Annotated in this window: 22 protein-coding genes and 1 other RNA gene; 11 read left to right on the plus strand and 12 right to left on the minus strand. The window is 51.3% G+C overall.

Features of this window, described 5'->3' with window-relative positions; genetic code table 11:
* Window positions 1–11 precede the first annotated feature (11 nt).
* On the minus strand, window positions 12–1,712 hold the full coding sequence (locus QUE74_RS02640; RefSeq protein ID WP_001238213.1) for an SgrR family transcriptional regulator: 1,701 nt from the start codon (window positions 1,710–1,712) through the stop codon (window positions 12–14).
* Window positions 1,713–1,811: 99 nt separating this feature from the next.
* Here QUE74_RS02640 and cof point away from each other — a divergent pair, with 99 nt between their 5' ends.
* The 6 genes from cof (at window position 1,812) to amtB (ending at window position 8,652) form a co-directional block, all read left to right on the plus strand.
* Complete coding sequence (cof, locus tag QUE74_RS02645; protein WP_001355173.1) at window positions 1,812–2,630, plus strand: HMP-PP phosphatase; 819 nt, start codon at window positions 1,812–1,814, stop codon at window positions 2,628–2,630.
* Window positions 2,631–2,782: 152 nt separating this feature from the next.
* On the plus strand, window positions 2,783–3,241 hold the full coding sequence (gene decR, locus QUE74_RS02650; protein WP_000884589.1) for a DNA-binding transcriptional regulator DecR: 459 nt from the start codon (window positions 2,783–2,785) through the stop codon (window positions 3,239–3,241).
* A gap of 29 nt (window positions 3,242–3,270) precedes the next feature.
* The gene (locus QUE74_RS02655) at window positions 3,271–5,043 is read left to right on the plus strand and encodes a SmdA family multidrug ABC transporter permease/ATP-binding protein (protein ID WP_001235620.1); all 1,773 of its coding nucleotides are present in this window, start codon (window positions 3,271–3,273) and stop codon (window positions 5,041–5,043) included.
* Window positions 5,036–6,817, plus strand: a complete 1,782-nt coding sequence (locus QUE74_RS02660; protein WP_001256194.1) for a SmdB family multidrug efflux ABC transporter permease/ATP-binding protein — start codon at window positions 5,036–5,038, stop codon at window positions 6,815–6,817. The genes QUE74_RS02655 and QUE74_RS02660 overlap by 8 nt, the downstream gene beginning before the upstream one ends.
* 180 nt (window positions 6,818–6,997) lie before the next feature.
* Entirely contained in the window at window positions 6,998–7,336 is a 339-nt protein-coding gene (gene glnK / locus QUE74_RS02665; protein WP_000780338.1) for a P-II family nitrogen regulator, read from the plus strand.
* A 29-nt stretch (window positions 7,337–7,365) separates the two neighbouring features.
* Window positions 7,366–8,652 carry an ammonium transporter AmtB gene (amtB, locus tag QUE74_RS02670; RefSeq protein ID WP_000685029.1) on the plus strand — a complete coding sequence of 429 codons (1,287 nt, stop codon included), beginning with the start codon at window positions 7,366–7,368 and terminating at the stop codon, window positions 8,650–8,652.
* Window positions 8,653–8,700: 48 nt separating this feature from the next.
* On the opposite strand, the gene tesB is transcribed toward amtB, so the two are convergent.
* Window positions 8,701–9,561 carry an acyl-CoA thioesterase II gene (gene tesB / locus QUE74_RS02675; RefSeq protein WP_001353401.1) on the minus strand — a complete coding sequence of 287 codons (861 nt, stop codon included), beginning with the start codon at window positions 9,559–9,561 and terminating at the stop codon, window positions 8,701–8,703.
* 217 nt (window positions 9,562–9,778) lie between these two features.
* On the opposite strand from tesB, the gene QUE74_RS02680 reads away from it, so the two are divergent.
* A complete protein-coding gene (locus QUE74_RS02680; protein WP_000779831.1) occupies window positions 9,779–10,351 on the plus strand; it encodes a YbaY family lipoprotein in 573 nt (190 codons plus the stop codon).
* A gap of 30 nt (window positions 10,352–10,381) precedes the next feature.
* Here the strand turns inward: QUE74_RS02680 and QUE74_RS02685 are convergent, their stop codons facing one another.
* Window positions 10,382–10,693: an MGMT family protein gene (locus QUE74_RS02685; RefSeq protein WP_000409907.1), complete on the minus strand. Its 312-nt coding sequence runs from the start codon at window positions 10,691–10,693 to the stop codon at window positions 10,382–10,384.
* 162 nt (window positions 10,694–10,855) lie between these two features.
* On the opposite strand from QUE74_RS02685, the gene ffs reads away from it, so the two are divergent.
* Together ffs and QUE74_RS02695 are read left to right on the plus strand one after the other, a co-directional pair.
* Window positions 10,856–10,952, plus strand: an RNA gene (ffs, locus tag QUE74_RS02690) — signal recognition particle sRNA small type.
* Window positions 10,953–11,071: 119 nt separating this feature from the next.
* Window positions 11,072–11,425: a DUF1428 domain-containing protein gene (locus tag QUE74_RS02695; protein ID WP_000878140.1), complete on the plus strand. Its 354-nt coding sequence runs from the start codon at window positions 11,072–11,074 to the stop codon at window positions 11,423–11,425.
* Window positions 11,426–11,466: 41 nt separating this feature from the next.
* Here QUE74_RS02695 and pdeB read toward each other — a convergent pair whose 3' ends face one another.
* The 7 genes from pdeB to acrA form a co-directional block, all read right to left on the minus strand.
* Entirely contained in the window at window positions 11,467–13,017 is a 1,551-nt protein-coding gene (gene pdeB, locus QUE74_RS02700; RefSeq protein WP_001355176.1) for a cyclic di-3',5'-guanosine monophosphate phosphodiesterase PdeB, read from the minus strand.
* Window positions 13,018–13,180: 163 nt separating this feature from the next.
* Window positions 13,181–13,651: a YlaC family protein gene (locus tag QUE74_RS02705; protein WP_000136192.1), complete on the minus strand. Its 471-nt coding sequence runs from the start codon at window positions 13,649–13,651 to the stop codon at window positions 13,181–13,183.
* A 115-nt stretch (window positions 13,652–13,766) separates the two neighbouring features.
* The gene (gene maa / locus QUE74_RS02710; RefSeq protein ID WP_000102575.1) at window positions 13,767–14,318 is read right to left on the minus strand and encodes a maltose O-acetyltransferase; all 552 of its coding nucleotides are present in this window, start codon (window positions 14,316–14,318) and stop codon (window positions 13,767–13,769) included.
* A gap of 171 nt (window positions 14,319–14,489) precedes the next feature.
* Window positions 14,490–14,708: a hemolysin expression-modulating protein Hha gene (gene hha, locus QUE74_RS02715; protein WP_001291435.1), complete on the minus strand. Its 219-nt coding sequence runs from the start codon at window positions 14,706–14,708 to the stop codon at window positions 14,490–14,492.
* A 25-nt stretch (window positions 14,709–14,733) separates the two neighbouring features.
* A complete protein-coding gene (gene tomB / locus QUE74_RS02720; protein WP_000344800.1) occupies window positions 14,734–15,108 on the minus strand; it encodes an Hha toxicity modulator TomB in 375 nt (124 codons plus the stop codon).
* A gap of 546 nt (window positions 15,109–15,654) precedes the next feature.
* Window positions 15,655–18,804: an efflux RND transporter permease AcrB gene (gene acrB / locus QUE74_RS02725; RefSeq protein WP_001132492.1), complete on the minus strand. Its 3,150-nt coding sequence runs from the start codon at window positions 18,802–18,804 to the stop codon at window positions 15,655–15,657.
* Window positions 18,805–18,826: 22 nt separating this feature from the next.
* On the minus strand, window positions 18,827–20,020 hold the full coding sequence (acrA, locus tag QUE74_RS02730) for a multidrug efflux RND transporter periplasmic adaptor subunit AcrA (protein WP_001353399.1): 1,194 nt from the start codon (window positions 20,018–20,020) through the stop codon (window positions 18,827–18,829).
* 141 nt (window positions 20,021–20,161) lie between these two features.
* Between acrA and acrR the strand changes: the two genes are divergently transcribed.
* Complete coding sequence (gene acrR, locus QUE74_RS02735; protein ID WP_000101739.1) at window positions 20,162–20,809, plus strand: multidrug efflux transporter transcriptional repressor AcrR; 648 nt, start codon at window positions 20,162–20,164, stop codon at window positions 20,807–20,809.
* A 127-nt stretch (window positions 20,810–20,936) separates the two neighbouring features.
* Window positions 20,937–24,299 carry a mechanosensitive channel MscK gene (gene mscK, locus QUE74_RS02740; protein ID WP_000177766.1) on the plus strand — a complete coding sequence of 1,121 codons (3,363 nt, stop codon included), beginning with the start codon at window positions 20,937–20,939 and terminating at the stop codon, window positions 24,297–24,299.
* A 211-nt stretch (window positions 24,300–24,510) separates the two neighbouring features.
* Here mscK and rsmS read toward each other — a convergent pair whose 3' ends face one another.
* Window positions 24,511–24,672 (minus strand): pleiotropic regulatory protein RsmS, encoded by a 162-nt coding sequence (rsmS, locus tag QUE74_RS02745; protein ID WP_000051146.1) that lies wholly within the window; start codon window positions 24,670–24,672, stop codon window positions 24,511–24,513.
* Between the two features lie 13 nt (window positions 24,673–24,685).
* Window positions 24,686–25,213: a primosomal replication protein N'' gene (priC, locus tag QUE74_RS02750; protein ID WP_000844848.1), complete on the minus strand. Its 528-nt coding sequence runs from the start codon at window positions 25,211–25,213 to the stop codon at window positions 24,686–24,688.
* Window positions 25,214–25,234 lie beyond the last annotated feature (21 nt).

The following is a 25,234-nucleotide window of genomic DNA, read 5'->3' on the forward strand; positions in this document are numbered from 1 at the left end:
GGACCAGCTATTCATTGTGACGGTGCGGGAAGCCAGGCTTCGGTAAATTCAAACCAGCCGCGCGGAGTCAGTCGCACACCATTCACGCCGGGTGGAGCGCTAATGCGATAGTGATAGTTGAACAGCGGCGTCAGTGTCGCGTCTGCCATTAACTGGCTAAAGACCGTTTTCAGGGCATTAAATCGGTTTTCCTCATCAGGCATTACTTGCACTGCGTTCAGTGTCGATTGCAGATGTGAAAATGCTGGAGCGTCGAAAACATGTGGCCACAGCGGATCGCATCGCAGCCATTGCTCCAGGGTATATTCCGGCGCTTCGCCAATTAACCTGTCGCCCATCATGAGGTCTGCGTGTGCCAGTAGGGTCGTGTCGTCCCAGTTTTTTGCGTTATGAAAAATAATTGTAAGTTCACAGCCTTCCGCGGCCAGCGTCGCCTGTAAGCGTTCTGCCATGGTATGAAGTTCTATCGGCAGGTGGTAAACCAGCGTCAAGGTTTTCGGTAGTTTGACTTCATCCGGTACTTGCCATTGTGGAATAGTCCAGCCAGGCAGTAATGCATGACTGGCGGTGATCAGGTTTTCTCCGACTTCTAACGTTTGTAATAAACCGGATTGATGAATAATGGAGATCACTTTTCGCGCCTGCCAGAGGGACAGTCGGGGACTTTTGCGCAACGTTAAATAGCAAAAACCTAAACTGATGCCACTACTGACCTGGCTGACCCGTTGCAGCTCCTCAGGTTTGCCGATAGTGATTTGCACGGGATGCCGACAACTGGTTCCCAAATCTTTTTCGAAAAGCGGCGGAGTTATCCAGTACTCAACCGCTTTAAGCAGCGGATGACGTAAATGGTAATAATCATGACTCTCCAGGCGCACCAGTTCCGCTGTGAATTGTGTTAAGCGAAAAGGACCAGTGCCGATCAGGGGGAATTGCGGATGCGCCAGATGGCTGCAATAGCTCGCCAGCCGGTGCGCAAGCCAGTAATCAGGGCGATGTAAAAAGAAGGTCAGACACTGCGGATGGGTGACTTCAATACGCTTCACGCTAATAAATAATTGATGCAGTGCCGGCAGCTGTAACAGCATCATTAACCGCTGGTGTAACTGTGTGGCTTTTACTGCATCGCCGTTATGCCAGTGTAGGGTTGAGCGAATATAAAAGTCCCAGCGTAACCCGTCAGTAGAGGTTTCCCAGTGATGCGCTAAATCGCCAATCGGGCGCTGGGTATGATTATCGAAGCGGGTCAGGCCGGAAAATATTTGCCCGGCGAGATGCTGCTCGGCACGGCCGGGCAAAAAGCCCGGTTGTAACGGTTCGAGCGGGCGATAGTAGGGAATACGCAACGTTGGCGTGTCGTTTTGCCATTGTCCGCCCATAAACGGCTGTAACAGAGTGCGCAGCTCACCTGGGGCCAGTTGCGCCAGCTCCAGCACATCTTGCTGCTTTCCGGTTTCCAGCGCCTGTTCCATCATCGCATTGCGTAGCGATTCCGGCGTGACCAGAAAGCGTAGTTGACCGCGCTTTCCGCGTCCTGACTGCGCCTGCCACTCCAGCCATCCCGCCTCCTGTGCCTGGCGTAACAGAGTACGAACATGGCGTTCGCTGCAAAAACAGCGTTCGGCCAGTTCGCTGACGGTGACGGTTTGCGGCTTTCCGGCGGAAGGTTGCCACAGACGTTGATACTGGTTAAGACGGTTGAGCAGTCGCATATAAACCCGGAACAATATTATTTAACTATTCACTATTACTTCCGTATATATCAGGTGATACTCAATCACTATTAACCGTGTCACAGAGTGGAGAAAGAAATGGCTCGTCTGGCAGCATTTGATATGGACGGCACTTTATTGATGCCTGACCATCATTTAGGTGAGAAAACACTCTCTACTTTGGCACGACTGCGTGAACGCGACATTACCCTCACTTTCGCCACAGGTCGTCATGCGCTGGAGATGCAGCATATTCTCGGGGCGCTATCGCTGGATGCGTATTTGATTACCGGCAACGGAACGCGCGTGCATTCTCTGGAAGGTGAACTTTTACATCGTGATGATTTACCTGCGGATGTGGCAGAGCTGGTGCTGTATCAGCAATGGGATACCCGAGCCAGCATGCATATTTTCAATGACGATGGTTGGTTTACCGGAAAAGAGATCCCTGCGTTGTTGCAGGCATTTGTCTATAGCGGTTTTCGTTATCAGATAATCGATGTTAAAAAAATGCCACTCGGCAGCGTCACCAAGATCTGCTTCTGTGGCGATCACGACGATCTTACACGCTTGCAGATCCAACTACACGAAGCATTAGGCGAGCGTGCACATTTGTGTTTTTCCGCGACGGATTGCCTCGAAGTGCTCCCGGTGGGCTGCAATAAAGGCGCTGCATTGACGGTGCTGACCCAACATTTAGGTTTATCGTTGCGCGAATGCATGGCCTTTGGTGATGCGATGAACGATCGCGAAATGTTAGGCAGCGTCGGTAGTGGCTTTATTATGGGCAATGCGATGCCGCAACTGCGCGCGGAGCTCCCGCATTTACCGGTGATTGGACATTGCCGAAATCAGGCGGTCTCTCACTATTTGACGCACTGGCTGGACTATCCACATCTACCTTATTCCCCCGAATAACGAGATCCCTTCCAGCACCGGGCAATTGCCCGGTTTTTTTTGCGTTGAATTTGTCATTTTGTGCCGTGATGTTTAAACCGCACAGAATAAATTGTCGCGATTTCACCTTTAAAATAGAATTAAAAGAGAAAAAAATTCTCTGTGGAAGGGTTATGTTAGATAAAATTGACCGTAAGCTGCTGGCCTTACTACAGCAGGATTGCACCCTCTCTTTGCAGGCATTGGCTGAAGCCGTTAATCTGACAACCACGCCTTGCTGGAAGCGACTGAAACGGTTGGAGGATGACGGTATCCTTATCGGCAAAGTCGCCCTGTTGGACCCGGAAAAAATTGGCCTCGGTCTGACCGCCTTTGTGCTGATAAAAACGCAACATCACAGCAGCGAATGGTATTGCCGCTTTGTGACGGTGGTTACTGAAATGCCAGAAGTGCTGGGGTTCTGGCGCATGGCCGGGGAATACGATTATCTGATGCGCGTCCAGGTTGCCGACATGAAACGCTACGACGAGTTTTATAAGCGTCTGGTAAACAGCGTGCCGGGGCTGTCGGACGTCACTTCCAGCTTCGCGATGGAACAGATTAAATACACCACTTCTTTACCCATCGAATAAATATCCAGAATCAGGTCAGGACACTACGCGTGCGATTATTTGCTCAATTAAGCTGGTATTTCCGTCGGGAATGGCGTCGCTATCTCGGGGCTGTTGCCTTGCTTGTCATTATCGCGATGCTGCAACTGGTTCCGCCGAAAGTGGTTGGTATTGTTGTCGATGGCGTGACAGAACAACACTTTACTACCGGGCAGATCCTGATGTGGATCGCCACCATGGTGCTGATTGCTGTTGTGGTTTATCTCCTGCGTTACGTCTGGCGCGTATTGCTGTTTGGCGCGTCTTATCAACTGGCTGTTGAACTGCGTGAAGATTATTACCGTCAGCTAAGCCGGCAGCATCCTGAGTTTTACCTGCGTCATCGCACGGGGGACCTCATGGCTCGTGCGACCAATGACGTCGATCGGGTCGTGTTTGCCGCCGGAGAAGGGGTGCTGACGCTGGTGGATTCACTGGTGATGGGCTGCGCTGTGTTGATTATGATGTCTACGCAAATTAGCTGGCAGTTGACCTTATTTGCCCTGTTACCTATGCCAGTGATGGCGATCATGATTAAGCGCAACGGCGATGCCTTGCATGAACGCTTTAAGCTGGCACAGGCGGCGTTTTCCAGTCTTAATGACCGCACCCAGGAAAGCCTCACCAGTATCCGCATGATCAAAGCCTTTGGTCTGGAAGATCGTCAGTCTGCGTTATTTGCCGCAGATGCTGAAGACACCGGTAAGAAAAACATGCGGGTGGCGCGTATTGATGCTCGTTTCGACCCGACCATCTATATCGCGATTGGTATGGCGAACTTGCTGGCGATTGGCGGCGGTAGTTGGATGGTGGTGCAGGGCAGTTTAACGCTGGGCCAGCTCACCAGTTTTATGATGTATTTAGGTCTGATGATTTGGCCGATGCTGGCGCTGGCATGGATGTTTAACATAGTGGAGCGTGGTAGTGCTGCGTACAGCCGTATTCGCGCGATGCTGGCGGAAGCGCCGGTGGTGAACGATGGTAGCGAACCCGTGCCAGAAGGTCGTGGTGAACTGGATGTAAATATTCGCCAGTTTATGTATCCGCAGACTGACCATCCTGCGCTGGAAAACGTCAATTTCGCCCTGAAACCCGGTCAGATGCTGGGTATCTGCGGGCCGACTGGTTCCGGCAAAAGTACCCTGTTGTCGCTCATTCAGCGTCATTTCGACGTCAGCGAGGGGGATATTCGCTTTCATGATATTCCTCTGACGAAGTTACAACTCGATAGCTGGCGTAGCCGCCTGGCGGTGGTCAGCCAGACGCCATTCCTTTTTTCCGACACCGTGGCGAACAACATCGCGCTGGGTTGCCCGAATGCCACCCAACAAGAGATTGAGCATGTCGCGCGGTTAGCCAGCGTACATGACGATATTTTGCGTCTACCGCAAGGTTACGATACAGAGGTGGGCGAGCGCGGCGTGATGCTTTCTGGTGGGCAAAAACAGCGTATCTCCATTGCTCGTGCGTTATTAGTCAACGCGGAAATCCTCATCCTTGATGATGCGCTTTCGGCGGTGGACGGACGCACAGAGCACCAGATCCTGCATAACCTGCGTCAGTGGGGGCAGGGAAGAACGGTAATCATCAGTGCCCATCGCCTTTCGGCACTGACGGAAGCCAGTGAAATTATTGTGATGCAGCACGGACATATCGCCCAGCGTGGCAATCATGATGTGCTGGCACAACAAAGCGGCTGGTATCGCGATATGTATCGCTATCAACAACTGGAGGCGGCGCTCGACGACGCTCCGGAAATTCGCGAGGAGGCCGTTGATGCGTAGTTTTAGCCAACTCTGGCCAACTCTCAAACGCTTGTTAGCGTACGGTTCACCGTGGCGGAAACCGCTGGGCATTGCGGTCCTGATGATGTGGGTTGCGGCGGCGGCGGAAGTCAGTGGGCCGCTGCTTATCAGCTATTTTATCGACAATATGGTAGCGAAAAATAACCTGCCGTTGAAAGTGGTTGCCGGGCTGGCTGCGGCGTATGTTGGGCTACAACTGTTTGCCGCCGGGCTACATTACGCGCAGTCGCTGCTGTTTAATCGGGCGGCAGTAGGTGTAGTGCAACAGTTGCGTACCGACGTGATGGATGCCGCGTTGCGCCAGCCATTAAGCGAGTTTGATACCCAGCCTGTCGGGCAGGTGATTTCCCGCGTTACCAATGATACTGAAGTGATCCGCGACCTCTACGTTACCGTAGTGGCAACGGTCCTGCGTAGCGCCGCCCTGGTGGGTGCGATGCTGGTGGCGATGTTTAGTCTCGACTGGCGAATGGCGCTGGTAGCGATAATGATTTTCCCGGTGGTGCTGGTGGTAATGGTGATATACCAGCGTTACAGCACGCCGATTGTCCGTCGTGTGCGCGCCTATCTGGCAGATATCAACGACGGCTTTAACGAAATCATCAATGGCATGAGCGTCATCCAGCAGTTCCGTCAGCAGGCGCGATTTGGCGAACGTATGGGTGAGGCCAGTCGTTCACACTATATGGCGAGGATGCAAACCCTGCGCCTCGACGGTTTTCTGCTGCGTCCGCTGCTGAGTCTGTTTTCATCGCTCATTCTTTGTGGCTTGTTGATGCTGTTTGGCTTCTCCGCCAGCGGTACCATTGAAGTGGGCGTACTGTATGCGTTTATCAGCTATCTTGGGCGGCTTAACGAACCCTTAATCGAACTGACCACGCAACAGGCGATGCTGCAACAGGCTGTTGTTGCTGGTGAGCGCGTGTTTGAGCTGATGGACGGGCCGCGCCAGCAATATGGCAATGATGATTGCCCCTTACAGAGCGGCAACATTGAAGTCGATAACGTGTCATTTGCTTATCGCGATGACAATCTGGTACTGAAGAACATTAATCTCTCGGTGCCTTCGCGCAACTTTGTGGCGCTGGTGGGGCATACCGGCAGTGGTAAAAGTACCCTCGCCAGTTTATTGATGGGCTATTACCCGCTAACGGAAGGTGATATTCGCCTTGATGGTCGTCCATTAAGTTCGCTAAGTCACAGCGCGCTGCGCCAGGGCGTGGCAATGGTGCAGCAAGATCCGGTAGTGCTGGCGGATACATTCCTCGCCAACGTGACGCTGGGACGTGATATCTCCGAAGAACGCGTCTGGCAGGCGCTGGAAACTGTGCAACTGGCGGAGTTGGCGCGCAGCATGAGCGATGGTATTTATACGCCGCTGGGCGAGCAAGGGAATAATCTCTCCGTCGGGCAAAAGCAACTGCTGGCACTGGCGCGCGTGCTGGTGGAGACGCCGCAAATCCTGATCCTTGATGAGGCAACCGCCAGCATTGACTCCGGTACTGAACAGGCGATTCAACACGCACTGGCGGCGGTGCGTGAACACACTACGCTTGTGGTGATAGCTCACCGCTTATCGACCATTGTCGATGCCGACACCATTCTGGTGCTTCATCGTGGTCAGGCTGTGGAACAGGGGACTCACCAGCAACTGCTGGCCGCCCAGGGGCGCTACTGGCAGATGTATCAACTGCAACTTGCGGGCGAAGAGCTGGCAGCCAGCGTGCGTGAAGAGGAGTCATTGAGCGCCTGAATAGCGCAATATTTCATCGTTGGTGCAAAAATGTAACGCACTGTGCACTGTCATAGTGCGTTTTTGTTTTCAATCTTCTTAACTTCCTGCTCTCTTTCTCGTTTTTCATTTCTGGCACACCGCTTGCAATACCTTATTCGTGTAGCAGAACCATTACCGAATTCTGACCGGAGGGGATCTATGAAGCTGGTGACCGTGATAATCAAACCATTCAAGCTGGAAGACGTTCGTGAAGCGTTATCTTCCATTGGTATTCAGGGCCTGACCGTCACCGAAGTGAAAGGTTTCGGGCGTCAGAAAGGGCATGCCGAGCTGTACCGGGGGGCGGAATACAGCGTCAACTTTCTGCCAAAAGTAAAAATTGATGTGGCGATTGCTGATGACCAACTCGATGAAGTGATCGATATCGTCAGCAAAGCGGCTTACACCGGAAAAATTGGCGACGGCAAAATCTTCGTCGCTGAATTGCAACGCGTCATTCGTATTCGTACCGGCGAAGCCGACGAAGCGGCGCTGTAATCTCTGGCACACAGCAACAGGAACGAAAAATGAAGATAGCGACGATAAAAACTGGGCTTGCTTCACTGGCGATGCTGCCGGGACTGGTAATGGCTGCACCTGCGGTGGCCGATAAAGCCGACAATGCGTTTATGATGATTTGTACTGCGCTGGTGCTGTTTATGACTATTCCGGGGATTGCCCTGTTTTACGGTGGGTTAATTCGCGGCAAAAACGTGCTGTCGATGCTGACGCAGGTGACGGTGACGTTTGCACTGGTCTGTATTCTCTGGGTGGTTTACGGTTACTCGCTGGCGTTTGGTGAGGGCAACAACTTCTTTGGCAACATTAACTGGTTGATGCTGAAAAACATCGAACTGACGGCGGTGATGGGCAGCATTTATCAGTATATCCACGTGGCGTTTCAGGGATCGTTTGCCTGCATTACCGTAGGCTTGATCGTCGGGGCGCTGGCGGAACGGATCCGCTTCTCAGCTGTGCTGATTTTCGTGGTGGTGTGGCTGACGCTCTCTTACATTCCGATTGCGCATATGGTCTGGGGCGGCGGTTTGCTGGCTTCTCACGGTGCGCTGGATTTTGCGGGTGGCACGGTGGTGCACATTAACGCCGCAATTGCAGGTCTGGTGGGCGCATATCTAATTGGCAAACGCGTGGGCTTCGGCAAAGAGGCGTTTAAACCGCACAACCTGCCGATGGTCTTTACCGGTACTGCCATTCTCTATATCGGTTGGTTTGGCTTTAACGCCGGGTCAGCGGGCACGGCGAATGAAATCGCAGCACTGGCATTTGTGAATACTGTGGTCGCAACGGCGGCGGCAATTCTTGGCTGGATCTTCGGTGAATGGGCGCTGCGTGGTAAGCCTTCACTGCTGGGAGCGTGTTCAGGCGCGATTGCCGGTCTGGTCGGCGTGACGCCAGCCTGTGGCTACATTGGTGTTGGCGGCGCGTTGATTATCGGCGTGGTAGCTGGTCTGGCGGGCTTGTGGGGCGTTACCATGCTCAAACGCTTGCTGCGGGTGGATGATCCCTGCGATGTTTTCGGTGTGCACGGCGTTTGTGGCATTGTCGGCTGTATCATGACCGGGATTTTTGCCGCCAGCTCGCTGGGCGGCGTGGGCTTCGCTGAAGGTGTGACGATGGGCCATCAGTTGCTGGTACAGCTGGAAAGCATTGCCATTACGATTGTCTGGTCCGGTGTGGTGGCGTTTATTGGCTACAAACTGGCGGATCTGACGGTTGGTCTGCGTGTACCGGAAGAACAGGAGCGAGAAGGGTTGGACGTCAACAGCCACGGCGAAAATGCCTATAACGCGTAATAAGCACTGCAAAAAACAGCCGGACGGTTTTCACCTCCGGCTATTTTTTTAATTGTGATTACGCATTACCCCTTCCTGAACGGTCGAGGCAACCAGCACGCCGTCCTGAGTATAAAACTCACCGCGTACAAAGCCGCGTGCGCTGGACGCCGAGGTGCTCTCCACGCTATACAGCAGCCATTCATTCAAATTAAACGGGCGATGGAACCACATGGAATGGTCGATGGTCGCTATCTGAATCCCTGGTTCGAGAAAACCGATGCCGTGCGGCTGTAAAGCTACCGGCAGGAAGTTAAGATCAGAAGCGTAACCGAGCAGATACTGATGAACGCGCAGATCATCCGGCACGCTACCATTTGCGCGGATCCATACCTGACGATGCGGTTCTGCGACATGCCCTTTCAGTGGGTTATGAAACTCCACCGGACGGACTTCCAGCGGACGATCGCAGATGAATTTATCTTTCAGCACTGGCGGCAGCAGGTGCGCCAGCGATTGGGCGATTTGCGTTTCTGAAGGCAGGCCATCAGGTGCGGGTGCGGGTGGCATAGCTTTTTGATGTTCGAAACCCGCTTCCGGAGCCTGGAAAGAGGCTGTCATATAGAAAATCGGTTTACCGTTTTGAATAGCAGCAACCCGGCGGGCGCTGAAGCTGTTACCGTCACGCAACGTTTCGACATCATAAATAATCGGCTTCTTACTGTCGCCTGGGCGAAGAAAGTAGCTGTGAAACGAATGTACCAGCCGCTCTTCAGGGACGGTCTCTTTTGCAGCATACAAGGCCTGACCCACGACCTGGCCGCCAAACACCTGACGTAAACCTAAATCTTCACTCTGGCCGCGAAAGAGTCCTTCCTCAATTTTTTCCAGATTTAACAATGTCAGTAAATTTTTTAGCGCCTGACTCATATAACTCTCCAGTAACAAAGCTGCCGCAGCAAGCCAAAGTGAGTTGAGTATAACGCAAATTTGCCACTGGTCCGATGGGTGCAATAGTCTGAATTACTAGCCAATTACAGGCAGAAATGCGTGATGTGTGCCACACTTGTTGACGTTACTATTTTGTTAACCACTCTTCCGGCGAGGAAAGTTAGCCCGCTGGTGCATTGATAATAAGGAGAAGTAAATGAAACTCGTGCACATGGCCAGTGGTTTAGCGGTTGCGATTGCGTTGGCGGCTTGCGCAGATAAAAGCGCGGATATTCAGACGCCAGCACCGGCTGCAAATACGTCTATTTCAGCAACACAGCAACCTGCTATCCAGCAACCGAATGTTTCCGGTACCGTCTGGATCCGTCAGAAAGTCGCACTGCCGCCTGATGCCGTGCTGACCGTGACACTTTCTGACGCATCATTAGCCGATGCACCGTCAAAAGTGCTGGCGCAAAAAGCGGTGCGTACTGAAGGTAAACAGTCACCATTCAGCTTTGTTCTGCCATTTAACCCGGCAGACGTTCAGCCGAACGCGCGTATTCTGTTGAGTGCGGCGATTACCGTGAATGACAAACTGGTATTTATCACCGATACCGTTCAGCCGGTGATCAACCAGGGCGGGACCAAAGCGGACCTGACATTAGTGCCGGTGCAGCAAACCGCCGTGCCGGTTCAGGCCAGCGGTGGCGCAACGACTACCGTACCTTCGACCTCACCAACCCAGGTGAATCCGTCTTCGGCAGTTCCGGCTCCTACGCAATATTAAGCGAAGTTAACCCTCTCCGCCCGGAGAGGGTTAGTAGTTCCAGCGATAACGCTGCAAGTCGATTTGCCCTCTTCCTGACACCATCACACCTTCTGCCAGTAATGCCTGTCGCTGACGCTGTAAATCCGGTCCGGTTAGCGAAATGGTGCCGTGGCGATTAACCACCCGATGCCAGGGCAAGGTGCTGCCTTCCGGGAGACGCTTTAACACACCACCCACCTGGCGCGCGGCGCGGGGCGATCCCGCCAGTTTCGCCACATCACCGTAAGTGGTGACATAGCCTTCGGGAATAGCGGCTACGATTTGCCAGACGCGTTGGGGAAATGAATCTTCTTTTTCCATCTTTTCTTCCTGAGGTAATTTTTCAGCATAATCTGGAAAAACGCCCGAGTGAAGCCGCATTGCGCAAGAAACCAGCATCTGGCACGCAATGGGTTGCAATTAGCCGGGGCAGCAGTGATAATGCGCCTGCGCGTTGGTTCTCAACGCTCTCAATGGGGGCTCTGTTGGTTCTCCCGCAACGCTACTCTGTTTACCAGGTCAGGTCCGGAAGGAAGCAGCCAAGGCAGATGACGCGTGTGCCGGGATGTAGCTGGCAGGGCCCCCACCCATTTCTGCCTCCCCCCGTTTCGTCAAAAAATCCCAACATGGCTAAACTTTAACCACAACTGACGTCGCAAGAATTGTCTGGCTGCGCAGTACGCTTCGGAGGTATGTCTGATGAAGTATGTTGATGGTTTTGTGGTTGCCGTTCCTGCCGATAAAAAGGATGCCTATCGGGAAATGGCCGCTAAGGCCGCGCCATTGTTTAAAGAGTTTGGCGCGCTTCGTATTGTCGAATGCTGGGCCAGCGATGTACCGGATGGCAAAGTGACCGATTTTCGTATGGCGGTGAAAGCGGAAGAGAATGAAGAGGTTGTCTTTAGCTGGATTGAATACCCTTCAAAAGAGGTCCGCGACGCTGCTAATCAAAAGATGATGTCGGACCCACGGATGAAGGAGTTCGGCGAGTCCATGCCGTTTGATGGCAAGCGAATGATCTATGGCGGATTCGAGTCAATCATCGACGAATAGGTAGCGTGACGGGCTGTGCGGCGTGCCGTCAGCCCAAAAATTCACAAATGTTGCTCGGCCCAGCGTAAGAAATCCTCTTTCGGTAATGCCTTGCTGTAGAGCCAGCCCTGGCCGTAGTGCACGCCATGCTGGCGTAGCCACTCTTCTTGTTTACTGGTTTCGATTCCCTCCGCTACCATTTTCAGTTTCAGTGTTTTTGCCATTTCGATGATATGTGGCGTGACATTTTTATATTCCAGCGCATCAACGAAAGATTTATCGATCTTCAGAATGTCGACATCCAGATCCTGTAAATAGCTTAAACTTGAATACCCCGTACCAAAATCATCGAGATAAATTTCATGGCCCGCCTCCCGGTAGCGAGAAATTATCGGGGCGCTGGTTTTCGGATCGGCAAACTCGCGTTCAGTGAGTTCAAGCGCGATCTGTCTGGGATTAACCTGATAGTGATTGATCATTTCACGCAGCAATTGCGGGATTTTTTCCGAGGTGAGTACGGTGGATTCAAGATTGATCGAAATATGCTGCTGCGGATGCTGACGCAGCCAGTCGCCCATATCTTCAAAGACACTTTTTATAATCAGTAGCGTCAACGGCTCAGAAAGCCCCGTTTGCTGTGCCAGCGGAATAAAACTATCTGGTGACAACCAACTACCGTCTGTCTGCGGCCAGCGCGCCAGTGCCTCAGCACCGACAATTTTGCCATTGGCTAAGGAGACAATCGGCTGATAGTGCACGCAAATATCACGATTTTCGATAGCATCCTGCAGCCGATGATGCGGTGACTGGATACGGCGCAAAATACGCAGCACAAACATCGCTGCCAGCAGGCCAATCACCAACCCGAGCGGTAACCAAATAAAGACTTGCCGATGCCAGCCTTTCTGCAACATTTTCGTTGAAGCCCAGGTGATGATCGAAATATTCATCTCCGGGAAGGGCTGGATATCGTAAATAATTCCATTATTTTCGATATGCTCACCGGGTGTTTTTTGTAGCCTGGTAATAATTCCCTGAGCAATTTCATCACTGCTGGTTATCACAACGTTATGGGCATTGCCAATAATGGCGGCATCAATTTGCCATGAGCTATAGGGAATGATATCAATAAAGGAAGCGGGGTCGATCATGACGACATAATGTGCCGTTCCCATGGCAACCATGTAACGGATAATGCCTAAATCGTTATGCGATGTTAACCAGACACGATAACCATCTTTCGAAATTTTACCTGGCTCGGGGAAGGTATCGGGCGGGCTTTCATGCTCCAGAGACGAACACTGGGGAACGTTGTTATCGATATAAACCACTTCCTGAATATAGCGATAACTGTAAGATACCCGACGCATTTCCATGAGATGGGCTGCGCTACAGGCCGCACCTTGCCACCTTTCCAGCTCTTGCAGCGCATCTTTCCCTTGTGTCGCCACCTTATTGGCCCGAATAGCGACGCGGGAGGAATACGTATTCAGCTCTTCAATAAATGATGTTTCTACCTGCTGATGGGCCAGCCAGATGCTTAAGCCGACAGGCAGCAATACTGAAAGAATCAGTACTCCCGAAATAAGGCCGACCAGATGTCGTGTTCTCACCAGCATATCCTTATTAACACAGTGTAGGGAAAGTATATCTGATTGTGGAAAAAGGCTGGCAGGAGATAAGGAGGTAGAGCCGGGATTTCATGAAGAGATGGGTGGAAACGAACGTTGTCATTTGACCAGGCGCAGAGCTTTACGCCTGGTATGTAACCCTAACTTAAGATGTTGATTCGGCGCGAGCGAGGGTAAAAATATCGTAAAAAGACAGTTCACCTTTACGGACGATCATTTTTTGCAGTTGTTCTTTATGAACATCCGCGACACGCGGAGAGTTCAAGATGGCTTCAACCAGCGCGGCAGGTACAAAGCGCGTGTTGTACCATTCGCCGTTATAGCAAACGCGGAAATCCAGCACGTCGATATCTTCATAGCGGTAGCGTGGGTAGACATCGAAAAAGAAGAAACCATTAAGCAGGATAAATAATACAACCAGTAGCCAGACAGAGCCTGACAGCGTTTCGGACTGTAACATCACCGCCAGGGTGGCAAAAAAAGCAACGTACATACCGATAAACAGCCCCGGATGTTTACGGATAAAACTGATACTAAAGCGGGGTTTGTTGTCGCGTTTTTCGCGGGTATTCAGAGACTCAATCGTTTCGGTCAGCAGGCGTTGTATTTCGGTCATCGTTTGCCTTCGTGGTATCTGCAACTTTCCAGGGAACACCCTATTTTAACGTGGGAATAGTAGAGGGAAAGTAACAGATTTGCCACGATTTTGCATAACAGTTGCGAAAAACAGGTTACAATTTTTTAATGATTCTGGCTGGATTACCGCCCACGACAACATTGTCCGGGACATCTTTTGTGACAACTGCACCTGAGGCTACCACGACGTTATCACCAATGGTCACACCAGGGTTAATGACTGCGCGTCCGCCAATCCAGACGTTATTACCGATGGTGACGGGTTCCCCCAGTTCAACACCGCTATTACGTGCTACAGGGTCGATGGGATGTGTTGCCGTGTAGATATGAACACCTGGCGCTAACATACAGTTATCACCGATGCGAATAGGGCAGACATCAAGCATCACGCAATCGAAGTTGGCGAAAAAATTATTGCCGAGAAAAATGTTATAGCCATAGTCACAGCGAAACGTTGGCTCAATATAAGCCTCTGTCACCTGACCGAATAATTCAGCGAGAATTTGCTGGCGTAATGTGTGCTCTTCCGCCAGGGAATGATTGTATCGGTGAATAAGCTGACGAGCGCGCAGGCGATCGCGAGATAACGTCTCATCTGCCGAGCGATACAACTCACCAGCAATCATTTTTTCTTTTTCTGTGCTCATTACTGACCTCCGGTTGCTGAAAATGCGGCAACACAGTAAGACGAAAAGTCAGTGAAGAGAACGTTCCCATTACGTCTGTGTGATGAAGATCACATAGGGTGCGCCTTCATGGCGATAAAGTATAAAATTCTTAATAAACAGCTGGTTATAGCTCCGAAAGCCAATTATTTATTAGCGAATAAATTTCCATACTGAGGAAGGGATCTTGTCGTACAGTTTATTCATAGTCAATTCGGCGAGGCGGTGATCTGCGGCTGAGTAAAATACCGCCAGTTCATTATCTGATAATTCGTATTTATTTTTCTCGATAACACGCTCCAGCGTGTCAATTGTCTGGCAACGACGCAAACGCATTAAATAATCGGTTTTCGTTAAAGGTTTTTCGGACATACTTCTACCCATGGTTGTAATAATTCTAACAAGATAAACTCGCAGGATTCTCTTTCGTCGCATTGACAAAACAACGGAATAGTCGATTACCTGACTTCCGCCATTTTTGAAGATCCTGCATATTAATACCATAACTACTGAACAACATAAAGGTGTCATCCAGATATTCGTCGATCTGCTCAATGAGCTTATTGTCTTCATTATACTTAATTTTGTAATTAAGTGCGAAGGTCGCAATATGCTCAATCAGTTCATTCAACTGGAGGTTGATCGCCGAGGTTGGGTCGTTAACCCAGCCATGGTTGCTTTCTTCAAGGTTTGCAAGGCAATCATGATACAGGGTTTCACAGAGAAACTTAAGCTGTGCGATATCATGTCTTTTGGGTGAGTATTCATCCATAACGCGTCCCCTTCTTAGCGGTTGAACTAACGGACACCTTTCGGGATGGAAAAAACTTACTGACCTGGACTTGCCCTCTCGTTTGTTAGCTTAACTATAAGCCACTCTTTGCAGGTTTTCATCGCATTATTACGAAAAATTACAAATAGGAAGGAAGCGGGATAGGACTCACTTTTTCATACTAGCACCAACCCGCTGCAGGTAAAAGCAGTTTGCTCGAACTGTTCATAACATTTCAAGATTATCGCCAGATGAAATTGGTCACACTAATACCAGGAATGCTCTGAATATGTCGTAATAACCGATGAATGAATAAAGAATTACCGCAAATAATTAAGAAAAGCCTCTAAATGATTATGGATTATTAAATCTATTAGCGCTACTTAATATAAATTAACTAACAATCAGTATTTTTTATGAATTTTATGCGAAGTTAATACTGGTTTTCATATGAGATTCTGAGTTGATTGTTCAGTTCCCCATTCAACTCGTAGGTTATGCATCTAAAAAAGGCCGCTTGCGCGGCCTTAGTGATTACACGTTGTATCAATGATGATCGACAGTATGGCTGTGCTCGATATCTTCATTCTTGCGGCTAAAGCGGCGGCGAACCACCACAAAGAATACCGGAACGAAGAAGATTGCCAGTACCGTTGCGGTCACCATCCCTCCCATTACACCGGTACCTACTGCGTTCTGCGCGCCGGAACCAGCACCAGTACTGATAACCAGCGGCATAACGCCGAGGATAAACGCCAGCGAGGTCATCAGGATCGGACGTAAACGCATCCGCACCGCATCAAGCGTCGCTTCAATCAGACCTTTACCTTCTTTATCCATCAAGTCTTTGGCGAATTCGACGATAAGTATCGCGTTCTTCGCCGACAACCCAATGGTTGTGAGCAGGCCTACCTGGAAGTACACGTCATTGGTCAGGCCACGGAAGGTGGCTGCCAGCAAGGCACCGATAACCCCCAGCGGAACGACCAGCATAACGGAGAACGGAATCGACCAGCTCTCGTACAGCGCCGCCAGACACAGGAATACGACAATCAACGAAATCGCGTACAGTGAAGGTGCCTGGTTGCCGGAGAGACGTTCCTGATAGGACATCCCCGTCCAGTCATAGCCAACACCGGTAGGCAGTTTACTCGCCAGTTGTTCCATCAGCTCCATTGCTTCACCGGTACTTTTACCCGGTGCCGCCTGGCCTAAGATTTCCATGGATGGCAGGCCGTTGTATCGTTCCAGACGCGGAGAGCCGTACTCCCAACGAGAAGAGGAGAACGCCGAGAACGGTACCATCTGACCATCAGCAGCACGAACATACCAGTCGCCGATATCATCCGGCAGCATACGGTATTTCGCTTCTGACATGACGTAAACTTTCTTCACACGACCGCGGTCGATAAAGTCGTTCACATAGCTACCGCCCCATGCAGCGCCCAGAGTGGTGTTAATGTCGTTGATAGAAACACCCAGCGCCTGCGCTTTTTCCTGGTCGATATCAATCTTGAACTGCGGGGTATCTTCCAGACCGTTTGGACGTACGCTGGTCAACATATCAGGGTGCTTCGCTGCTTCTGCAAGCAGCTGGTTACGCGCCTGAGTCAGTTTTTCGTGACCAAGGCCAGCCTGGTCAATCAGCTCAAAGTCAAAGCCGGTTGCAGTACCCAGTTCCACGATTGCAGGCAGGTTAAAGGCGAACACCATCGCATCTTTGATTTGCGAGAATGCGCGTGTTGCACGCATGGTAATCGCTTCAACTTTGTTTTCTTCGCCCGGACGATCGGCCCAGTCCTTCAAGGAAACGAACGCAATACCGGTATTCTGACCACGTCCCGCAAAGCCGAAGCCGTTAACGGCGAACACCGACTCAACGTTGTTCTTTTCTTTGGTCAGATAGTAATGCGTTACCTCATTGAGCACTTTCTGCGTACGTTCCTGCGTTGCACCTGCTGGCAGCTGAACCATGGTCATAAATACGCCCTGGTCCTCATCTGGCAAGAAGGAGCTTGGCAGACGCACAAACAGATAGGCCATGCCGACCACGATGATTAGATACAGCACCAGGTAACGCCCCGTACTGCGCAGAATACCGCCTACGCTGTCGGTGTAGTGGTGCGTGCTCTTCTCGAACATGCGGTTAAACCAGCCGAAGAAGCCTTTTTTACCTTCTCCGTGATCGCCTTTGGCAATCGGTTTCAGCATGGTGGCACAAAGAGCCGGAGTCAGAATCAACGCCACCAGTACCGACAGCGCCATTGCTGAAACAATGGTAATAGAGAACTGACGATAGATAGCACCAGTAGAACCGCCAAAGAAGGCCATCGGTACGAATACCGCCGACAGTACCATCGCGATACCGACCAGAGCGCCCTGAATCTGCCCCATCGACTTACGGGTGGCTTCTTTTGGCGGTAAACCTTCTTCCGCCATCACACGCTCAACGTTTTCTACCACAACGATGGCGTCATCCACCAACAGGCCGATGGCGAGCACCATCCCGAACATTGTTAGCGTGTTTATCGAGAAGCCAAAGGCGGCAAGGACGGCAAAGGTCCCAAGCAATACCACCGGTACGGCAATGGTCGGAATCAACGTCGCGCGGAAGTTCTGCAAGAACAGATACATAACCAGGAAAACGAGGATGATCGCTTCGACCAGCGTTTTAACCACTTCGTGAATAGAGATTTTCACGAACGGCGTGGTGTCGTACGGGTAAACAATTTTCAGACCTGACGGGAAGAACGGTTCCATCTTCGCCAGTTCAGCACGGATTGCCGCAGCGGTATCCAGCGCGTTCGCGCCGGTTGCCAGCTTGATCCCCAGACCGGAAGCCGGTTGGCCGTTAAACTCTGCGATGATGTCGTAGTTCTCACCACCCAGCTCAATTTTCGCCACATCACGCAGCAGCACGCGGGAACCATCCTGATTCACTTTCAGCAGGATTTTGCCGAACTCTTCAGTAGAGGTCAGACGCGTCTGAGCAATAATAGAGGCGTTAAGCTGTTGGCCTTTCACCGGCGGCGTACCACCGAGCTGACCCGCCGCAACCTGGGCGTTCTGCGCTTTGATGGCGGTAATGACATCAACCGGCGTTAGCTGGTATTTGTTCAGTTCATTCGGATTCATCCAGATACGCATCGCGTACTGAGAACCGAACAGCTGAACGTCACCCACGCCCGACGTACGGCTGATGGCGTCTTTCATATTCGCCGCCACGTAGTCGGAGATATCCTCCTGCGTCATGGTGCCATCGGTGTTGATAACGCCGACAACCATCAGGAAGCTACTGGACGATTTCTCAACGCTCACCCCTTGCTGCTGTACTTCTTGCGGCAGCAACGGCATTGCCAGCTGCAGTTTGTTCTGCACCTGAACCTGCGCGATATCCGCATCAGTACCAGACTCAAAGGTCAGGGTGATCTGCACGGTACCCGTGGAGTCACTGTTAGAGGACATGTACATCAGGTTATCGATACCATTCATATTCTGTTCGATAACCTGCGTCACCGTGTCCTGCACTGTTTTCGCATCAGCGCCGGGGTAGGAGGCGGAGATCGTTACTGCCGGCGGAGCAATCGTAGGATATTGCGCCACCGGCAGTTTGAGGATCGCCAGCCCCCCTGCCAACATGATGATGATGGCGATCACCCACGCAAAAATCGGGCGATCGATAAAGAAATTAGGCATGTCTTAACGGCTCCTGTTTAAGTTAAGACTTGGACTGTTCAGGCTGAGTACCGCTTGCGGCTTGCTGGTTATTATCAGCGGTAACTTCTTGTGCTTTTACCTGGACACCAGGACGCACTTTCTGCAGCCCACTTATTACTACGCGATCGCCTGCTTTCAGACCTTCTGTCACCAGCCACTTATCGCCAATAGCCTGGCTTGCAACGATCGGACGGGTTTCCACTTTGTCATCCGCGCCTACCACCAGGACGGTAGCATCGCCACGCGGCGTACGGGTTACACCTTGTTGCGGGACTAAAATGGCGTTTGGATTAAGCCCTTCTTCCAGACGTGCGCGCACGAACATACCCGGCAGCAGAGTGTGATCCGGGTTCGGGAAGATAGCGCGTAGGGTGATAGACCCGGTGGTCTGATCGACAGTAACGTCAGAGAACTCCAGCGTACCGTCCTGTGGGAACTTAATGCCGTCACTGGTGATCAGCGACACTTTGGCTTTGCCGTTCTCTTGTTTCAGCGTGCCATTTGCCAGTTCCTGTTTCAGGCGCAGGAAATCGTTGCTGGACTGAGTCACATCAACGTAGATCGGATCAAGTTGCTGCACGGTTGCCAGCGCAGTCGCCTGACCGTTTTGCACCAGGGCACCTTCCGTCACGTTTGACTTACCAATGCGGCCGCTAATTGGAGAGGTGACTTTGGTGTAAGCCAGATTGATACGCGCAGTTTCAACGGCAGCTTTCGCCGCAGTTACCGCGGCATTCGCCTGTTGCGCATCAGCCAGAGCCTGATCGTACTCTTGCTTACTGATGTACTGCGTACCGAGCAATTTCTGATAACGATTCACCGTCAATTGCGCGATATTGGCTGCAGCCTGGGCTTTCGCTAAATCGCCTTTCGCACTGTCGTATGTCGCCTGATAGGTCGCAGGATCAATCTGATAGAGAGAGACACCTGCTTCAATGTCGCTACCTTCTTTGAAATTACGCTTCAGGATAATCCCGCTAACTTGAGGACGAACTTCTGCGATCCGGTAGGCACTGGTGCGACCCGGAAGCTCGGTTGTGATCTGCAGAGGTTCAGTTTTGACTGTAACTACGCCAACGGCGGGCATCTGCTGGCCACCTTGTTGGGCCTGTTTGTCGTCACATCCTGTTAGGGCTAAGCTGCCTGAGAGCATCAGAACGACCGCCAGAGGCGTAAACCCTCTGTTTTTGTTCATATGTAAACCTCGAGTGTCCGATTTCAAATTGGTCAATGGTCAAAAGTTAATAAACCCATTGCTGCGTTTATATTATCGTCGTGCTATGGTACATACATTCATAAATGTATGTAAATCTAACGCCTGTAAATTCACGAACATATGGCACGAAAAACCAAACAAGAAGCGCAGGAAACGCGCCAACACATCCTCGATGTGGCTCTTCGTCTTTTCTCACAGCAGGGGGTATCATCCACCTCGCTGGGCGAGATTGCAAAAGCAGCTGGCGTTACGCGCGGTGCAATCTACTGGCATTTTAAAGACAAGTCGGATTTGTTCAGTGAGATCTGGGAACTGTCAGAATCCAATATTGGTGAACTAGAGCTTGAGTATCAGGCAAAATTCCCTGGCGATCCACTCTCAGTATTAAGAGAGATATTAATTCATGTTCTTGAATCCACGGTGACAGAAGAACGGCGTCGATTATTGATGGAGATTATATTCCACAAATGCGAATTTGTCGGAGAAATGGCTGTTGTGCAACAGGCACAACGTAATCTCTGTCTGGAAAGTTATGACCGTATAGAACAAACGTTAAAACATTGTATTGAAGCAAAAATGTTGCCTGCGGATTTAATGACACGTCGCGCAGCAATTATTATGCGTGGCTATATTTCCGGCCTGATGGAAAACTGGCTCTTTGCCCCGCAATCTTTTGATCTTAAAAAAGAAGCTCGCGATTACGTCGCCATCTTACTCGAGATGTATCTCCTGTGCCCCACGCTTCGTTACCCTGCCACTAACGAATAACCCTGAATCTGACTCCAGGATTTTTCCTGGACATTTTCGCCGTTGCTATTCTGGTTCATTGCGTCGTGATATTCTTACGGTTTGACTTTTTCAGGTCGTTCTTCAGGTTCAGAAACCTTCATTCATCATGACTATGTTCCAGTATTACAAACGATCACGGCATTTTGTTTTTTCAGCATTCATTGCTTTTGTTTTGGTCTTGTTATGCCAGAATGCGGCGTTTGCGCGGGCGCCATCGAATGGTGATCTGCCGACAAAAGCGGACCTGCAGGCACAACTTGACTCACTGAATAAACAAAAAGATCTTTCTGCTCAGGACAAACTGGTGCAGCAGGATCTGACAGATACATTAGCCACCCTCGATAAAATCGATCGCATAAAAGAAGAGACAGTTCAGCTACGGCAAAAAGTCGCTGAAGCGCCGGAAAAAATGCGTCAGGCGACCGCGGCGTTAACAGCACTTAGCGATGTCGATAACGACGAAGAAACGCGCAAAATTCTGAGCACGCTTTCGTTGCGCCAGCTGGAAACTCGCGTTGCCCAGGCGCTGGACGATTTGCAAAACGCACAAAACGATCTGGCGTCTTATAACAGCCAGCTGGTTTCGTTACAGACGCAGCCCGAACGCGTGCAAAATGCGATGTATAACGCTTCGCAGCAGCTGCAACAAATTCGCAGCCGCCTGGATGGCACTGATGTTGGCGATACTGCCTTACGTCCCAGCCAGAAAGTGTTGATGCAGGCCCAGCAGGTTTTGCTGAATGCTGAGATTGACCAGCAACGAAAAAGCCTGGAAGGGAACACCGTCTTACAGGATACCTTGCAAAAGCAGCGTGATTACGTGACGGCGAACAGTGCTCGTCTGGAACACCAGTTGCAACTGTTGCAAGAAGCGGTAAACAGTAAGCGCCTGACCTTAACCGAAAAAACGGCGCAGGAAGCCGTCTCTCCGGATGAAGCTGCACGTATTCAGGCTAATCCTCTGGTGAAACAGGAACTGGAAATTAACCAGCAGTTGAGTCAGCGTCTGATTACCGCGACTGAAAACGGTAATCAGCTAATGCAGCAAAACATTAAAGTCAAAAACTGGCTTGAGCGGGCGCTGCAATCGGAACGAAATATTAAAGAGCAGATTGCCGTCCTGAAGGGCAGCCTGCTGTTGTCTCGTATCCTTTACCAGCAACAACAAACGCTGCCCTCGGCGGATGAACTGGAAAACATGACCAACCGCATCGCGGATTTGCGTCTCGAACAGTTTGAAGTTAACCAGCAGCGTGATGCACTCTTCCAGAGCGATGCGTTCGTCAACAAACTGGAAGAAGGTCACACCAACGAAGTCAACAGCGAAGTTCACGATGCATTATTGCAAGTGGTTGATATGCGTCGCGAATTGCTGGATCAGCTTAACAAACAGTTGGGTAACCAATTGATGATGGCCATTAACCTGCAAATCAACCAGCAGCAGTTAATGAGTGTGTCGAAAAACCTGAAATCCATCCTGACTCAGCAAATCTTTTGGGTGAACAGTAACCGTCCAATGGACTGGGACTGGATCAAAGCGTTCCCACAAACGCTGAAAGATGAATTTAAGTCGATGAAGATCACGGTAAACTGGGAAAAAGCCTGGCCTGCCGTCTTTATCGCTTTCCTCGCTGGTTTACCACTGCTATTAATTGCCGGGCTGATCCACTGGCGTCTGGGCTGGCTGAAAGCGTATCAACAAAAACTGGCTTCCGCTGTGGGCTCCCTGCGTAACGACAGCCAGCTCAACACACCAAAAGCGATCCTTATCGACCTGATTCGCGCACTGCCAGTATGTCTGATTATTCTTGCGGTTGGTCTGATTCTGTTGACCATGCAACTCAACATCAGCGAACTGCTATGGTCGTTCAGCAAAAAACTGGCGATTTTCTGGCTGGTGTTTGGCCTGTGCTGGAAGGTACTGGAGAAAAACGGTGTTGCCGTGCGTCACTTCGGCATGCCGGAACAGCAGACCAGCCACTGGCGTCGGCAAATTGTCCGCATCAGTCTCGCGTTGCTGCCTATCCATTTCTGGTCTGTGGTGGCAGAACTTTCCCCGCTGCATCTGATGGATGATGTGCTGGGGCAGGCGATGATTTTCTTCAACCTGCTGCTGATTGCCTTCCTGGTATGGCCAATGTGCCGCGAAAGCTGGCGTGATAAAGAGTCGCACACCATGCGACTTGTCACCATTACCATACTGTCGATAATCCCGATTGCGTTGATGGTGCTGACCGCCACGGGTTATTTCTACACCACACTGCGCCTCTCCGGACGTTGGATTGAAACCGTGTATCTGGTGATTATCTGGAACCTGCTGTACCAGACGGTATTGCGCGGCTTAAGCGTAGCGGCGCGGCGTATCGCCTGGCGTCGTGCGCTGGCGCGTCGACAGAATCTGGTGAAAGAGGGCGCAGAAGGGGCCGAACCGCCGGAAGAACCTACCATTGCACTGGAGCAGGTTAACCAACAGACGCTGCGTATTACTATGTTGCTGATGTTTGCGCTGTTCGGTGTCATGTTCTGGGCAATTTGGTCAGATTTGATCACCGTTTTCAGCTATCTCGACAGCATCACGCTCTGGCATTACAACGGCACTGAAGCTGGCGCTGCGGTGGTGAAAAACGTCACCATGGGCAGTCTGTTGTTTGCGATTATCGCCTCAATGGTAGCTTGGGCGTTGATTCGCAACCTGCCTGGTTTGCTGGAAGTATTGGTGCTCTCGCGACTGAATATGCGCCAGGGCGCGTCGTATGCCATTACTACCATCCTTAACTACATCATTATTGCCGTTGGTGCGATGACGGTGTTCGGATCGCTGGGTGTCTCGTGGGATAAACTCCAGTGGCTGGCGGCGGCATTATCCGTAGGTCTTGGTTTTGGTTTACAAGAGATCTTCGGTAACTTCGTCTCCGGTTTGATTATCCTGTTCGAACGTCCGGTGCGCATTGGCGACACGGTAACCATTGGTACCTACTCTGGGACGGTCAGTAAGATCCGTATTCGTGCGACAACGATTACCGATTTCGATCGCAAAGAAGTGATCATCCCGAACAAAGCGTTTGTTACCGAGCGTCTGATCAACTGGTCGTTAACCGACACCACCACGCGTCTGGTGATCCGCCTGGGCGTGGCCTATGGCTCCGATCTGGAAAAAGTGCGTAAAGTGTTGCTGAAGGCGGCGACTGAGCACCCAAGGGTGATGCACGAACCCATGCCGGAAGTCTTCTTTACGGCGTTTGGTGCCAGCACGTTGGATCACGAGCTGCGCCTTTACGTGCGTGAACTGCGTGACCGCAGTCGTACTGTTGATGAGCTGAACCGTACTATTGATCAGCTGTGCCGTGAAAACGACATCAACATTGCCTTTAACCAGCTTGAAGTGCATCTGCACAACGAGAAGGGCGATGAAGTGACGGAAGTGAAACGCGACTACAAAGGCGACGATCCAACACCAGCGGTAGGGTAATAACCAAAGGGGGCGACATTTAGTTGCCCCGAGATTACTGACAAAGTGCGCGTTGTTCATGCCGGATGCGGCGTGACCGCCTTCTCCGGCCTACGAAACCGCAAGAATTCAATATATTGCAGGAGCGGTGTAGGCCTGATAAGCGTAGCGCATCAGGCAGTTTTGCGTTTGCCCGCAATCTTAGGGGACATTTAGCGGCCCCATTTATTTCTCACTTTTCCGCCTCATCATCGCGCGTTAATTTCTTTTCATAATCGCGTTTTACAATATCCAGCGCGCGCAGCACGGTGCGTGCTGGGATCTGATTTTCTTCCAGCAGCACAATCAAATCGACAGCCAGTTTGACATCGTCAGGGGCATTTTCCAGTGACATACTCTCTCCATTGCTAGCGGGTTAAACGCGCTAACCTGTTTTCGATTTTTTCCAGCGCATGGCGGCAGCGTGCCAGGCGCGCTTCATAGGCTTCCACTTCACGATGCAGCGTTTGCTGTTCCACGAGATCGGTCACCCGCGCCAGGCGGGCTCGACGTTCGGCTACCATCTCACGTAGCCGCCGCTCAAAATCCTGATGCTGAATACGTTTACGCTGCCAGCGGGCAATTTTCGGTGGCGCACTGTCCCACTCGCGCAATGACCAGGCGGAGGCTTCACGCGCGATGGCTTCCAGTTGTGCAGCCAGATGTTCCGCCAGCCAGGCCACTTGCGGCAGCTGTTGCTGCTCAACCGCATGACGAAGCGCAGCCAGATTATCGCCCGCCTCATCGAGACAAGCCTGTAGTGTTGTCGCACGGGTCTGAAAAAGGTGCCTGTCAAAACGGGCACTTAGCGTGGCAAATTGCGCTACCGGGGCACAACGCTGACGCAGCGTGGCGAGCTGTCCTTCCAGTTTTTCCAGCAGCAGGGCGGTTTTCACGATAAGACCTCAATGAAAATG

Source organism: Escherichia sp. 10290, from assembly GCF_030295155.1.
Taxonomy (GTDB): domain Bacteria; phylum Pseudomonadota; class Gammaproteobacteria; order Enterobacterales; family Enterobacteriaceae; genus Escherichia; species Escherichia coli_F.

Excerpts from the sequence above, each read along its gene's own strand:
- tomB (WP_000344800.1), bottom strand. The coding sequence starts at position 15,108 with ATGGATGAATACTCACCCAAAAGACATGATATCGCACAGCTTAAGTTT.
- hha (WP_001291435.1), bottom strand. The coding sequence starts at position 14,708 with ATGTCCGAAAAACCTTTAACGAAAACCGATTATTTAATGCGTTTGCGT.
- acrB (WP_001132492.1), bottom strand. The coding sequence starts at position 18,804 with ATGCCTAATTTCTTTATCGATCGCCCGATTTTTGCGTGGGTGATCGCC.
- maa (WP_000102575.1), bottom strand. The coding sequence starts at position 14,318 with ATGAGCACAGAAAAAGAAAAAATGATTGCTGGTGAGTTGTATCGCTCG.
- decR (WP_000884589.1), top strand. The coding sequence starts at position 2,783 with ATGTTAGATAAAATTGACCGTAAGCTGCTGGCCTTACTACAGCAGGAT.
- acrR (WP_000101739.1), top strand. The coding sequence starts at position 20,162 with ATGGCACGAAAAACCAAACAAGAAGCGCAGGAAACGCGCCAACACATC.
- QUE74_RS02695 (WP_000878140.1), top strand. The coding sequence starts at position 11,072 with ATGAAGTATGTTGATGGTTTTGTGGTTGCCGTTCCTGCCGATAAAAAG.
- QUE74_RS02705 (WP_000136192.1), bottom strand. The coding sequence starts at position 13,651 with ATGACCGAAATACAACGCCTGCTGACCGAAACGATTGAGTCTCTGAAT.
- rsmS (WP_000051146.1), bottom strand. The coding sequence starts at position 24,672 with ATGTCACTGGAAAATGCCCCTGACGATGTCAAACTGGCTGTCGATTTG.
- QUE74_RS02685 (WP_000409907.1), bottom strand. The coding sequence starts at position 10,693 with ATGGAAAAAGAAGATTCATTTCCCCAACGCGTCTGGCAAATCGTAGCC.
- acrA (WP_001353399.1), bottom strand. The coding sequence starts at position 20,020 with ATGAACAAAAACAGAGGGTTTACGCCTCTGGCGGTCGTTCTGATGCTC.
- QUE74_RS02680 (WP_000779831.1), top strand. The coding sequence starts at position 9,779 with ATGAAACTCGTGCACATGGCCAGTGGTTTAGCGGTTGCGATTGCGTTG.
- glnK (WP_000780338.1), top strand. The coding sequence starts at position 6,998 with ATGAAGCTGGTGACCGTGATAATCAAACCATTCAAGCTGGAAGACGTT.
- QUE74_RS02660 (WP_001256194.1), top strand. The coding sequence starts at position 5,036 with ATGCGTAGTTTTAGCCAACTCTGGCCAACTCTCAAACGCTTGTTAGCG.
- cof (WP_001355173.1), top strand. The coding sequence starts at position 1,812 with ATGGCTCGTCTGGCAGCATTTGATATGGACGGCACTTTATTGATGCCT.
- QUE74_RS02640 (WP_001238213.1), bottom strand. The coding sequence starts at position 1,712 with ATGCGACTGCTCAACCGTCTTAACCAGTATCAACGTCTGTGGCAACCT.
- amtB (WP_000685029.1), top strand. The coding sequence starts at position 7,366 with ATGAAGATAGCGACGATAAAAACTGGGCTTGCTTCACTGGCGATGCTG.
- mscK (WP_000177766.1), top strand. The coding sequence starts at position 20,937 with ATGACTATGTTCCAGTATTACAAACGATCACGGCATTTTGTTTTTTCA.
- tesB (WP_001353401.1), bottom strand. The coding sequence starts at position 9,561 with ATGAGTCAGGCGCTAAAAAATTTACTGACATTGTTAAATCTGGAAAAA.